At 61.3% G+C, this 12,598-nt stretch carries 10 protein-coding genes and 1 pseudogene; 1 reads left to right on the forward strand and 10 read right to left on the reverse strand.

The features are described 5' to 3' along the window. Positions 1 to 3 precede the first annotated feature (3 nt). From trbB to KFK14_RS21855, 6 genes and pseudogenes are all read right to left on the reverse strand, one after another. Positions 4 to 990, reverse strand: coding sequence for a P-type conjugative transfer ATPase TrbB (trbB, locus tag KFK14_RS21830; protein WP_212609102.1), 987 nt, complete (start codon positions 988 to 990; stop codon positions 4 to 6). Beyond that, a complete protein-coding gene (locus KFK14_RS21835; RefSeq protein ID WP_212609103.1) occupies positions 987 to 1,403 on the reverse strand; it encodes a CopG family transcriptional regulator in 417 nt (138 codons plus the stop codon). Before KFK14_RS21835 ends, trbB begins: the two co-directional genes overlap by 4 nt. Positions 1,404 to 1,406: 3 nt before the next feature. After that, positions 1,407 to 3,449 (reverse strand): conjugal transfer protein TraG, encoded by a 2,043-nt coding sequence (locus tag KFK14_RS21840; protein ID WP_212609104.1) that lies wholly within the window; start codon positions 3,447 to 3,449, stop codon positions 1,407 to 1,409. A 614-nt stretch (positions 3,450 to 4,063) separates the two neighbouring features. Continuing rightward, a pseudogene (locus KFK14_RS24145) lies at positions 4,064 to 4,324 on the reverse strand (transposase); the annotation flags it as partial. A gap of 198 nt (positions 4,325 to 4,522) precedes the next feature. After that, positions 4,523 to 5,827, reverse strand: coding sequence for a pyruvate dehydrogenase complex dihydrolipoamide acetyltransferase (locus KFK14_RS21850; RefSeq protein ID WP_212609106.1), 1,305 nt, complete (start codon positions 5,825 to 5,827; stop codon positions 4,523 to 4,525). A gap of 1 nt (position 5,828) precedes the next feature. Beyond that, positions 5,829 to 8,171 (reverse strand): transketolase, encoded by a 2,343-nt coding sequence (locus KFK14_RS21855; protein ID WP_212609107.1) that lies wholly within the window; start codon positions 8,169 to 8,171, stop codon positions 5,829 to 5,831. Positions 8,172 to 8,313: 142 nt separating this feature from the next. Here KFK14_RS21855 and KFK14_RS21860 point away from each other — a divergent pair, with 142 nt between their 5' ends. Beyond that, positions 8,314 to 8,766 (forward strand): Lrp/AsnC family transcriptional regulator, encoded by a 453-nt coding sequence (locus tag KFK14_RS21860; RefSeq protein WP_246524733.1) that lies wholly within the window; start codon positions 8,314 to 8,316, stop codon positions 8,764 to 8,766. A gap of 337 nt (positions 8,767 to 9,103) precedes the next feature. Here KFK14_RS21860 and KFK14_RS21865 read toward each other — a convergent pair whose 3' ends face one another. The 4 genes from KFK14_RS21865 to KFK14_RS21880 form a co-directional block, all read right to left on the reverse strand. Next, positions 9,104 to 9,364 carry a hypothetical protein gene (locus tag KFK14_RS21865; RefSeq protein ID WP_212609109.1) on the reverse strand — a complete coding sequence of 87 codons (261 nt, stop codon included), beginning with the start codon at positions 9,362 to 9,364 and terminating at the stop codon, positions 9,104 to 9,106. Positions 9,365 to 9,475: 111 nt separating this feature from the next. Then, positions 9,476 to 10,090, reverse strand: coding sequence for a VOC family protein (locus KFK14_RS21870; protein ID WP_212609110.1), 615 nt, complete (start codon positions 10,088 to 10,090; stop codon positions 9,476 to 9,478). 193 nt (positions 10,091 to 10,283) lie between these two features. Beyond that, positions 10,284 to 11,510 (reverse strand): NAD(P)/FAD-dependent oxidoreductase, encoded by a 1,227-nt coding sequence (locus KFK14_RS21875; RefSeq protein WP_212609111.1) that lies wholly within the window; start codon positions 11,508 to 11,510, stop codon positions 10,284 to 10,286. Positions 11,511 to 11,589: 79 nt separating this feature from the next. Continuing rightward, entirely contained in the window at positions 11,590 to 12,441 is an 852-nt protein-coding gene (locus KFK14_RS21880) for a fumarylacetoacetate hydrolase family protein (protein WP_212609112.1), read from the reverse strand. Positions 12,442 to 12,598: the final 157 nt, after the last annotated feature.

Here is a 12,598-nt window from a genome sequence, read left to right on the forward strand (position 1 = left end):
GGGTCAGATCTCCTTGAGGTTGGGCTTGATGAGGTCGGCGAGCGCGTAGGCGCCGGTGTCCGGGTCGAGCCCGGCGACGCGCGCGATGGTCGAGACACGGCGGTCGACGCCGCGCCCGGAAATGAAGACGACGATGTCGATGGCCTCGGCGATCAGCTGGCGCGGCACGGTGACCACCGCCTCCTGCACGAGCTGTTCGATGCGGTAGAGCGCCGCGATCGCGCTGTTGGCATGAACCGTGGCGATCCCGCCAGGATGGCCGGTGTTCCACGCCTTCAGCATGTCGAGCGCTTCGGGACCGCGGACCTCGCCGACCACGATGCGATCGGGGCGAAGGCGCATGGTGGAGCGTACCAGCTCGGTCATCGACACATGTGGCGGGCGGGTGCGCAGCGCCACCGTGTCAGGCAGGGGACATTGCAGCTCGCGTGTGTCCTCGATCAGGATGACGCGGCTGTCGACCCAGGCCATCTCGGCCAGCAGCGCGTTGGCGAGCGTGGTCTTGCCCGAGCTGGTTCCGCCGGCGACGAGGATATTATAGCGTTGGGTGACCGCCGCGCGCAGAGCGTCGGCCTGCGTCTCCGACATCAACCCATCGGCGATATAGTCATCCAGTGTATGGAGCCTCGTGGCCGGCTTGCGGATCGAAAAGCACGGCGCAGCCGAGACCGGCGGCAGCACGCCTTCGAACCGCTCACCGGCACGACCTTCGATATGCGGCGGCAGCTCCGCGGAGATGATCGGATGTTCGGCGTGGACTTCGGCACGCGCGTGGCTCGCCACCAGCCGGATGATCCGCTCGACCTGTTCGGGCTCGATATGGATCTCGGTATCGGTGCGGCCTTCGCCGAGGCGGTCGAGCCGCAGCGCGCCGTCGGGATTGACCATGATCTCGATGACCAGCGGATCGCGCATAGCTGCGGCGATGTCGGTCCCGAGCGCCGTGATCAGCATGCGACGACGGCGTTCGGCGGACAAGCTGGCGGTCATTCGCCATCCTCCGGCTTCGAGGAGGGTGTGGGCGCGCCGAGCGTGCGCCGCCCCGTCGATACCTGCCGACCGACCTGCGTCACGAAGGCTTCGAAGCGCTTGGCGCCGAGCGCCCGGCCGGCCTGGTCGTTTTCGGCAAGCGGTGTCTGGATCGCGAGTTCGAACCGGATGAACAGCGCCAGTGTCTCGAGAACGACATAGGTATCGCGATCGACCCGGCCGATCGCCTGGGTCAGCCGGTCGAGCCGGATCGCGAACCGATCCTCCAGTTCCGATGCGCCCCGACGGTTGAGCCAGGCAGTGACGGCATCGACGAGGATCGCCGATTTGCTGGCGCCGGGCTTCGCGGCGAGCGCTTCGAGCCGCTCGGACAGCGGCTTGGACAGGAACAGCTGGTGGCGGACCTTTTCCATCGGTCAGAACCCCAGCTGCAGATCGTCGGGACGACCCGAGGCGGCATCGAGGCCATAGACCGTGCGGGCAGTTGCGAGTTGCTGGACGCGGTCCATTGCCCGGCGCTCGGCCGCCTGGTCGCCGTCATCCTCGCCGAGCCCGAGCGGGTCGGCGATGTCCGGTTCGAGCACGATTGTCGGCTCGATCTCATGAGCGGGATGACGGGCCTGTTCGAGGCCGCCAGCGTCGGCACCCTCTCCGTTATCGGCGCGACCGACGAGGCGCATATCGGCGCCGCGCACCTGACCGGCCCAGTCGTCGGAGCGCGCAGCCGGTAAGTCCCGATAGCCTGCGGAATCCAGCTCGGGCGCGGGCAGGACGCGCGCAGCGTAGCGCCGGTCCTCATAGTAGCGCAGCTTCTTCGCGCGGATCGGCGGGTGACCCGAGATCAGCACCAGTTCGTCCGTGGGCGCGAGCTGCATCACCTCGCCTGGCGTCAGCAGAGCGCGGGCGGTCTCTTGGCGGCTCACCATGACATGCGCGAGCCAAGGCGCGAGCCGATGCCCGGCATAATTGCGCATCGCGCGCTGCTCGGTCGCGGTGCCGAGTGCATCCGAGATCCGCTTGGCGGTTCGCTCGTCGTTCGTCGCGAACGCAATGCGGACATGGCAATTGTCGAGGATGGCGTTGTGCTCGCCATACGCCTTCTCGATCTGGTTGAGGCTCTGCGCGATCAGGAAAGCGCGCACGCCATAACCGGCGAGAAAGGCGAGGCTCGTCTCGAAGAAGTCGAGGCGGCCGAGCGCCGGGAACTCGTCTAGCATCATCAGGAGGCGGTGCCGGCCCTCAGCGGCTTCGCCGTCCTTGCCGGTGCCGTGCAGTTCTTCGGTCAACCGGCGGCCGATCTGGTTGAGGATCAGGCGAACCAGCGGCTTGGTGCGGCTGATGTCGGACGGCGGCACAACGAGATAGAGCGAGACCGGATGCGCCGCTTCGACGAGATCGACGATGCGCCAGTCGGACGCGGCGGTTACGGCCGCGACGGTGGGATCGCGGTAGAGGCCCAGGAACGACATCGCCGTCGACAGCACGCCCGAGCGTTCATTCTCACTCTTGTTGAGAAGTTCGCGGGCGGCAGAAGCGACGACCGGGTGGACCAGCGGGGCGTCGTCGGTGCCGAGATGATTGGTCGCCATCATTCGGCGCAGCGTCGCGACGAAACTCCTCTGCGGATCGCTCAGGAAGGTCGCGACGCGGGCGAGCGTCTTCTCTTCCTCGGCGTAGAGGACATGGAGGATCGCACCGACCAGCAGCGAATGGCTCGTCTTCTCCCAGTGGTTACGGCGTTCCAAAGCGCCTTCCGGGTCGACGAGTATGTCGGCGATGTTTTGGACGTCGCGGACTTCGTTCACGCCGCGCCGCACTTCGAGCAGTGGGTTGTAGCGTGCCGAACGGGCATCGGTCGGGTTGAACAGCAGGCAGTGCGAGAAGCGCGCGCGCCAGCCGGCGGTCAGCTGCCAGTTCTCGCCCTTGATGTCGTGAACGACGGTCGAGCCGGTCCAGCTGAGCAGGGTCGGCACAACAAGGCCGACGCCCTTGCCAGACCGCGTCGGCGCGAAGGCCATGACATGTTCGGGACCGTCGTGGCGGAGATCGTCGCCGCCGATCCGGCCGAGCGCGACGCCTTGGCTGTCGAGCAGCTTGGCGGCCCTGATATCACGATGTTTAGCCCAGCGTGCCGAGCCATAGGTGGTGAGATTGTTCGACTGGCGCGCCCGCCACAGCGATCCGAAGATCGCGGCGCCACAGCCGACGAACCCGCCCGCCGCGGCGATCGCGCCGGCTTCGTCAAAGATGATCGGCGCATAGGCGTCGAACGAGAACCACCACGGGAAGATCGACCACGGGCGATAGATCGGCCGACCGAACGCCACGAACCACGGGGGGCCGAGTTCGGGCTGATAGGCCAGTTGCGCCGCCGCCCACTGCGTCGCGATCCAGATGCTCGCAACGATGATCGCGAGTACCACGAGGATCTGTCCGATAAGAAGTTTTGTTGGTGTCATTCTAGTCTCCGCCTCCGCTCGACTTCATGGTGCGTCGGCTGGCGTCATTATTTGCGAAGAGCCATGTCTTTTTTAGATGCTAGCTGGTGCCAGTATGGGCCCACTTAGTGCCACTCGAACATAGGCACGCAGTTTACAGATGCCTGCGCGCGGTAGAACCTTTGGCGACCGAGGCGGAGCGGATGCACCGGGAACGACAAGAAGATCAGCGCCAGATCCTCGACCTGGAACTCCAGCAAGCGCGCTACGAGGACAATTTAGCCGAGCGTCGCTACGCTGCCTGTGATTCTGACATTCGACTGATCGCCGCGCAGCTGGAGAAAAACTGGAAAATCGCGCTGCAACGCTTCCGCAAGTTGCAGGCGCGCCGGCCCACGGAAAATCTAGCGACCATCGAGGTCCATCCGGGCGCGTTCGCCAACATGGCGGAGAACCTGTCAGCGGCCTGGAACGCTTCTGACGTGACGATGCATGCCCGCCAACAAATGCTGCGCGCGTTAATCGCCGACATCATCGTGGACGTCGACGATGAGGTGCGTGACGTCGTGCTCACAATCCATTGGCGAGGCGGCCAGCACTCGAAACTCCGTGTTCGCAAGCAGCAAGCTGGTGAGCAGGCAATCGTCGAGCGGCAGCAGAGTGTGCCGCCTGAACGCGACAACCATCGCCTCCTCGACTTCGGTCATAGTTGTCGAATGAGAGGCCTCCGGCCCGGTCTTCAGATCCTCGACCGTCGCCCGCTTGCGCCACTTCACCACCGTCTTGGGATTGATGCCCAGCTCCCGGCTCAGCGTCGCGAGCGAAGTCTGCGATCGCTGTATTGCTGCTCGGACGGCGTGCGTGGTCGTGGCGCTCCCGTGACGTACCTGTCCCATAGTGCTTCCTTCCATTCCAATGAAAGGATCACATCATCAAACCGTGGGATCAAACACCTAGCAGCAGTTTGTCATAGATCGGCAGTACCACGCGCTGAGAAAGCCAAAGATGACTCGACGCCGAAATCCACCAAATTACGCAGAAATGATCTGGGTGCCCGTTAGCTAGGTAACTCGAAACTTCACTTTTTATAGCGCTTAGCAGATGATCAACATCGGCTGTTCGACAATAGCTCGGAACGCAGCCATGAACTGCGCCGCGACCGCGCCGTCGATCGCGCGGTGATCGAAGCTGGTGGTGGCTGCCATGATGGTGGCCAAGCCCAACTGGCCATCGACCTTCCACGGCTGTTCCACGCCCGCGCCGATACCCAGAATCAGCGCCTGCGGCGGGTTGATGACCGGGAACATCTCGTCGATGCCGAACATGCCGAGATTGGAGATGGAGGCGGTGCCGCCCTGATACTCCTCGGGCGCCAGCTTGCCGTCGCGGGCCTTGGCCGCCAGCGCCTTGCTGGCGGTGGCGATCGCCGAGACCGAAAGGGCGCCGGCATCCTTGATGATCGGCGTGATCAGGCCGCCGTCGATGGCGACCGCCATCGAGATGTCCACGCGGGAGAAGCGGTACAGCTCTTCGCCGCCGAACTGGACGTTTGCGTCGGGCACCTCGATCAGCGCCAGCGCCATTGCCTTGATCAGCAGGTCGTTGACGCTGAGCTTGACGCCGCGCGCCGCGAGGCCCGCGTTCAGCTCGCCGCGCAGCTTGAGCAGCGGATCGAGGTTGCAGCGCGCGGTCAGGTAGAAATGCGGCACCGTCTGCTTCGATTCCGTCAGGCGCCGCGCGATCGTGCGGCGCATGGAACTGAGCTTTTCGGTCACGACCGGAACGCCGGCGGGCGGTGGCGCGATCACGGCGGCGGGAGCGGATGCCGCAACCGTGACGACAGGCGCGGGCGCGGCCGGCGCCACCAGCGGGCCGACGCCCAGATCCGCCCGGACGATCCGGCCATTGGGGCCGGTGCCGGTGATGCCGGCCAGGCTAATGCCCTTCGCTTCCGCGATACGCTGGGCCAGCGGGCTGACGCGGACCTTGTCGGCCGGCGACAGGCGCGCGCGCGGTGCCGAAACATCGGGCGCGTGTTGCGGCGTGATGAGCGGGGCGGGGGCTGGCGCCCGGGCCGGCGGGGCGTCGGCGACGGGTTCCGCCACCTTCGCGACTTCGGGTTCGGCGGCGGCCGGGACGATCGCGGCCGCCGCCTCGCCCTCTTCGGCCAGCGTCGCGATCACCGTGCCGACCGGGACGTCCGCCGTGCCCTCGGCCATTACCAAGCTGGCGATCCGGCCTTCGTCGATCGCTTCGAATTCCATAGTCGCCTTGTCGGTCTCGATCTCGGCAATCATGTCGCCGGGCTTCACCAGATCGCCCTCGGCCACCAGCCACTTGGCCAGCGTGCCCTTTTCCATCGTCGGCGAAAGCGCCGGCATCTTCAGTTCGATTGCCATGTCAGTGTCCCATGAAAAGTTCGGCCGCGGCTTCGACGATGGCGTCGCTGTCCAGACGATAGGTGCAATAGAGGTCGGGCAGGCTGCCGGTCTGGCCGAAACGGTCGGTGCCCAGCGGGCTGACGCGCATGCCTCTAACCCCGCCCAGCCAGGACAGGGCGCCAGGTGATCCGTCGAGCACGGTTACCAGCCCGGCGCCGGGGGCCAGCGCGGACAGCAGCGTATCGGCATGGCAGGGCTGGGGCGATCCGTCGGTCCAGCGCGCAGCGCGGCGCGCCGACCAGTCGCGATGCAGCAGGTCGGGCGAAGTGACGTTGAGCAGGCCCAACCCCGGAACATCCTCCGCCAGTTGTTCCCATGCCGCCAGCGCCTCGGGCGCGACCACGCCGGTGAAGACGATCGCCAGTTCGGCGCCCCGCGCCGGCGCGCGCAGCCAGTAGCCGCCCTTGAGCGCTTCGGCCTTCCAGTCGTCATTCTCGCGCCTGACCTGCGCAATGGCGCGGGTCGACAGCCGCAGATAGACCGATCCGCCGTCGGGCTGCTGCATATGGTCGAAGGCGAAGGCCATCATCGCCGTCGCCTCATCGGCATAGGCCGGTTCGAAATAGGTGAGGCCCGGCTGGCCCATGCCGATCAGCGGCGTGTTGATCGACTGGTGCGCGCCGCCCTCCGCCGCCAGCGTCAGGCCGGACGGCGTGCCGACCAGCAGGAAGCGGGCATTCTGATAACATCCATAGTTGAGCGCATCGAGCCCGCGCGAGATGAACGGATCGTAGACCGTGCCCACGGGCAGCAGCCGCGTCCCGAAATGCGGCGCCGCCAGCCCTAGCGATGCCAGCATGATGAAGAAATTATTCTCCGCGATGCCCAGTTCGATGTGCTGGCCGGCCGCATGCTGCGACCATTTCTGCGCCGAAGGGATCTTCGCCTTGTGGAACACGTCCGCCAGTTCCTGCCGCCGGAACAGGCCGCGCTGGTTGACGAAGGCGCCCAGGTTCGTCGTCTGGGTGACGTCCGGCGCGGTGGTGACGATCCGGTCGGCCAGCGGCTCGCCCGACTTGGCAAGGTCCAGCAGGATGCGGCCGAAGGCGGCCTGGGTCGACTGTTCGGCGCCATCGGGCGCGCACAGATTAGCGGGCACCGGAACCAGTTCCGCCTCCGGCTCTGCCAGCTTGCGCGCGATCGGGCTGGCATCGACGAACGCCTGCAACTGGGTCGCGGCATTGTCGCCCAGGCCGCCCCAGCGCTCCCACTCCTGTCCCTCCGGCACGCCAAGGCTGGCGCGGAACTGCTCCATCTGGGCCGGGTTCATCATGCCCGAATGATTGTCCTTGTGGCCGGCCAGCGGCAGGCCGAACCCCTTGACCGTATAGGCGATGAACAAGGTCGGCCGGTCGTCATCCGCGCCGTCGAACGCCTCGACCAGGGACTCGATGCAATGGCCGCCCAGATTGGTCATCAGCGCGGCCAGCGCGTCGTCGTCATAGCTGTCGATCAGCTTCGCGACGTTGGGCTTGTCGCCCAGATCGGCCATCAGCCGTTCGCGCCAGGCCCCGCCGCCCTGATAGGTCAGCGCGGCATAGTCCGCGTTCGGGCAGCTATCGATCCATTGTTCGATCGCCTTGCCACCCGGACGCTTGAACGCCGCCTGCTGCAGCTTGCCGAACTTAAGCGTGACGACGCGCCAGCCGCAGGTTTCGAAAATGTCGTCGAAGCGCCGGAACATGCGATCGGCCGTCGTCGCGTCGAGCGACTGGCGGTTGTAATCGACGATCCACCAGCAGTTGCGCAGGTCGTGCTTATAGCCTTCAATCAGGCATTCGTAGATATTGCCCTCGTCCAGTTCCGCGTCGCCCATCAAAGCGATCATGCGGCCGGCATTTTCCTCCTTCACCTGGCCATGGGCGATCAGATAGTCCTGCACCAGGCTGGAAAAGGCAGTGACGGCAACGCCGAGGCCAACCGAGCCGGTGGAGAAGTCGACCGGGATCGCGTCCTTGGTGCGGCTGGGATAGCTCTGCACGCCGCCCAGCCCCCGGAAACGCTGCATTCGGTCGAGCGACTGCTGCCCCAACAGATAGTGGATGGCGTGGAGGACCGGTCCGGCATGGGGTTTGACCGCAACCTTGTCCTGCGGCCGCAGCGCATGGAAATAGAGCGCGGCCATGATCGCCGTCATCGATGCGCAACTCGCCTGATGGCCGCCCACCTTCATATTTTCGGTCTTGGGACGGAGATGGTTGGCGTTGTGGACCATCCAGGACGAGAGCCAGCGCAGGCGCGTGTCGAGCTGCTCTAGCGCGGTGATGAGCGATGGGCGGTCTTGGACGATTGTGTCTGCCATTGGGTTTCCTACTGGGCCAGTTCGCTGAGCTTAGAACAGAAGGGTAGGGAGAGTCCTTGCTAATATACGCGCCGATACGTATGCTAATGGCATATTATGTCTTTGTAATTCGGAATTGGGGTGGAAAGTGCCGGAAATACCGTTGGATGCCGTCGACCGGAAAATGCTGGTTGAATTGCAATTGGACGGTCGAATGACCAATTCGCAATTGTCGGATAAGATCGGTCTGTCCCCGAGTCCCTGCCTTCGGCGGTTGAAGCAGCTCGAGGCGGACGGAGTGATCACGCGCTACGTGGCGCTGGTCGACCCGGATCAACTGGGGTTGGGTGTCACCGCCTTCGTCCGTGTCCGGCTGGACCAGCAGGATGACCGTCATCTCACCATCTTCGAGGAAGCGGTTGCTCAGTTCCCGGAGGTCATGGAATGTTATCTGATGAGTGGAGATGCCGATTATCAATTGCGACTAATAGTGGAGAACCTAAAGGCGTTCGAGAATTTTCTACGCCACAAGCTCACCCGAATAGAGGGTGTCTCGCAGTTGACGACCAGCTTTGCGCTTCGCCCAGTAGTATATAAGACGGCACTACCTATATGATCTTCTGACCGCAGCCTTCAGGCTGACAATAAAAATGATTGATCGGCAAAGTCCGATGTGCCGCTACGAGTGGTTTCATGTCGCTTTCTGAGGCCGCTCTGTGACTAGAATCAAGCGGCGCGACTTTAACCAAATCCGGACACGCCTGAGACTTGAGTGAAATGATCCTCAAAATATTTTTAGCAACCTGACTGAGGTGCGCCCGCCCCAGTCAGAGTATAACAACACAACAAATCAACATGATGAAGCCGCTTCGAAATTCACCCGCAGCAAGCAGCTGAGCAATTAGAAATCTCCCAGCCGGCTAAGTTGATTGTCCCAGAAATAGTTTTGATCGCTAGCGGACGCTAAAGTCAATATGACCGACCGTTCCATCAAAAATATCGAAGGCTGCCAGTACGCTTGGCCGCAAATTTGTTCGCGCCTCAGAGTCCATCATCGTCTCCAAGTCTTCTTTCGATTTACACTCGACGAGAACCTGACAGTATAGATTTGGCGTATCTGCTTCAAAACTTTCGGGCCACATAGCGCGAACCGAAGCAACGCCCGGGAACAAGCGCATAGCTGGCACGATTTCATTTTCGATCGCTCCAGCCAACTTGGCCTCCTCCCCCGGTTTCGGTCTGCCAAGCCAATATGCTGATCGAATATGCATGATGCTACTCCCCGTATCGATGATTTGCGTATAATGCCGTTGCAGTTGACTGATTCATATAGATCGATAGCCCGCCATTTTCGGACCAATTCGCTTACGCCACTCTTTGTAAGGCTCAAAATCCTTCTGGCTTTTACAAAAGGCCTCGGTCTCCGAGTAAATTTCGTCGTCGCTGAGCGACAAATCTAACGGAACAAGAAACGGCTGTGGAAAATACCACTCCGTGTCTACAAAGAATTCAAGGTTGTTTCCCTCAGGATCATGCGCGTAAATACTCCACGCGACGCCATGATTCGCCGGCATGACATTGCCGTGTCCCGCCTCCATAAGTCGTTCATACATATCGCGGAGATCGGAGATCGACGCCATCTTGAATGAGATTTGATTGATGCTAGGCCCGAATTGCTCGTTGCATTCATTTTTGGGTAACTGAGCGGGCCTTCCGGTGGTCAAGACAATTTGATGATGATCATTCGGATCGCGGGAGAGGAATATTAGCGACATTGGCGACTTCATGCCGCTTTCGATCAGTCCGCGGTCGGTAACAGTGAAGCCGAGAACGTTGGTATAGAAGTTCTCCATGGCCCCAATATCCCGGACGCTCAGGCCCATATGGCTGAATTGGAGGTTGGCAGGTGATCTTGTTTTAGTCACTTGGTCGGTCAACATGAGCCTCTCTCCCGATTTACCAATGTCGGCGGTTTTCGCGCCACTGCAGGCTTTCTAAAATATCATAATGCACCTTTAAGTCCAGTATGAAAATATTGAAAGCTGCGGCGTTATCGCGATTACGCAGTCCACGAAGTTTCCAGCAGAATGCCCCAAATTTCTCGTTGAATGTGAGAAACTGGCCTCAATCAGACTAGAAATCGCGCAGGTCTCTCAGCGGCACGGCAGTATCCGAAAGATGTGCAGGATTTAGCACCGCGCCGGACACGACATGCGCTTTGCCCTGAACATAATCCTTGACCATGTTGACGCAATCAAGTGCGATCACCGCTTTTTCGCGCAGATATATGACCGAGAAGCTTCGAGAGGCGGGATCGCCGCGCAAAATGGCCTGGTCGTGGCCGGTCGAAAGACCAACGGTCTGAAGCTTTAAATCATATTGATTGGACCAGAACCACGGTACGGCGTGATAGGCCACGTCTTTACCCAAGATATGGTCGACCGCAACCTTGGCCTGATCGTGCGCGTTTTGGACCGACTCCAACCGGATTCGCGCACCTCGCGCAAATTCGTTTTCATGTGCCGCGCAATCACCCACAGCGTAGACGTCGGGCAGACTGGTACGGCAATAACGATCGACATTAACGCCGTTGACACCCGCGGCCCCCGCGGCGATCAGTGGTCCCGTCGCCGGGACGATGCCGATGCCGACGACCACCATGTCGGTGGCAATGCGTTCGCCATCCTTCATCAGCACAGCCGTGGCCTTGCCATCAGTCACTTCGATGCAGTCCATCGCGGTTCCGGTGCGCAGATCGACTCCATGGGCTCGATGTTCGGCTTCGTAAAAGCGTGACAGATCCTCGCCCGCGACACGCGCGAGCACGCGGTCAAGCGCTTCCAGCAGAACGACCTTCTTGCCGAACTTCCTGAGCACCGCTGCGGCCTCAAGCCCGATATAGCCGCCACCGATTACCGTCACGTGTTTGATAGTATCGATCTTCGCCATCATGGCGTCGACATCGTCGCGGCGGCGCACGGCATGCACATTGGGCGCGTCCGCGCCATTGCATGTCAGCATCCGCGGGCTGCCGCCGGCGCACCAGATCAGCTTACCATAGCCGATCTCATCGCGCTCGATCGTGACGCGTCTTTTGGCAGGATCAACGGCAGTCACGAGGCAGCCGATTAGCATCTCGATATTGCGGTCGCCCCAGAAAGCGACAGGGCGTATCAGGATGCGATCGAAGCTCTTCTCGCCTGCAAAATATTCCTTGGAAAGCGGCGGACGCTCGTAAGGCGGGTACTTCTCGTCCCCGACCATGCCAACGGAACCTTCGAAGCCCTGCTGCCGAAGCCAGATCGCCGCCTGCGCTCCGGCGTGCCCGGCCCCAACAATAAGAACGTCAAATCGCCTCATAGTTTTTCTCGAGCGTTATCATATGGCGAGCCTATGCAGCCTGAACGTGGCTGTAGACGTCGCTTTAGACCGTCGCAGCTCACTCAACTCTGTTCTCAATCGTGCCGACCCCTTCAATCTCGCATCGAACCACATCACCCGGCTGGAGAAATTGTTGGGGGGACATGGCCACCCCGACGCCGGACGGTGTACCGGTCGCGAGAAGGTCGCCTGGATACAAAGTGAAAGCAGAAGAAAGATATGCGATTTGTTCCCATATGTTGGCAATCATGTCCCGCGTATTTGCTTCTTGGCGTGTCGCGCCATTCACCAAACATCGCAGTTGCAGCGCGTGGGGATCAGCGATTTCGTCTGCAGTCACGATCCATGGGCCTATCGGGCCATGAGTGTCGAAGGACTTGCCGATTGTAATCGTCGGAGAATGAAACTGAAAGTCCCGAGCCGATACGTCGTTAGCAACAAAATAGCCAAAAACGTAATCGCGCGCTCTTTCCACGCTAACGTTTTTCGCCACTGCCCCGATGACGACCCCTAGTTCAACCTCATAGTCAAGCTGTACCGTATTGCCACGAAGAACCGGATCGAATGGGCCTGATATGCAACTCGTCTGCTTATTAAACCAAGTTTGCTTATTTGGCTTATTTAAGCCCAGATTAGCGGCTTCCGCAGCATGGTCGGCATAATTAAGTCCAATCCCGAGATACTTGCCTGGACGCACTATCGGAGACAGCAATCGAACATCGTGCAGCTGGATCGATGCTTCGCGCTGGTCCAGATTAGCGAGAATCAAATTGCGGTGATCATTATCAAGAGCGATCAGATCATCTAACGTCCGAACATCGTCGACTTGCAATGGCGCGATACGATGATCTTTGACAGCGCCGATCCCCACTGACCCCTGCGTTTCAAAGCGACATAACTTCAAGATCATCCTCCCACCTGCGGGCGCGCGGCATCAACGTTCGCGTGGTGTGTCCATCCCGCGCACCATTCCCTTACACCTTAGTTCATAATGCTCTATTGAGTCCACTATGAAATTGCGCCGTTTCCTTCGGCGTTTCGCTTAGGTTGCCAGAGGTGGGGACAGG

Origin of the sequence: Sphingobium phenoxybenzoativorans (assembly GCF_018286635.1) — a bacterium.
In the GTDB taxonomy this organism is placed as follows: Bacteria; Pseudomonadota; Alphaproteobacteria; order Sphingomonadales; family Sphingomonadaceae; genus Sphingobium; species Sphingobium phenoxybenzoativorans.

Coding starts and splice junctions, on each gene's coding strand:
- trbB (WP_212609102.1), bottom strand. CDS start 990: ATGACCGCCAGCTTGTCCGCCGAACGCCGTCGTCGCATGCTGATCACG.
- KFK14_RS21880 (WP_212609112.1), bottom strand. CDS start 12,441: ATGATCTTGAAGTTATGTCGCTTTGAAACGCAGGGGTCAGTGGGGATC.
- KFK14_RS21850 (WP_212609106.1), bottom strand. CDS start 5,827: ATGGCAATCGAACTGAAGATGCCGGCGCTTTCGCCGACGATGGAAAAG.
- KFK14_RS21840 (WP_212609104.1), bottom strand. CDS start 3,449: ATGACACCAACAAAACTTCTTATCGGACAGATCCTCGTGGTACTCGCG.
- KFK14_RS21855 (WP_212609107.1), bottom strand. CDS start 8,171: ATGGCAGACACAATCGTCCAAGACCGCCCATCGCTCATCACCGCGCTA.
- KFK14_RS21835 (WP_212609103.1), bottom strand. CDS start 1,403: ATGGAAAAGGTCCGCCACCAGCTGTTCCTGTCCAAGCCGCTGTCCGAG.
- KFK14_RS21870 (WP_212609110.1), bottom strand. CDS start 10,090: ATGTTGACCGACCAAGTGACTAAAACAAGATCACCTGCCAACCTCCAA.
- KFK14_RS21875 (WP_212609111.1), bottom strand. CDS start 11,510: ATGAGGCGATTTGACGTTCTTATTGTTGGGGCCGGGCACGCCGGAGCG.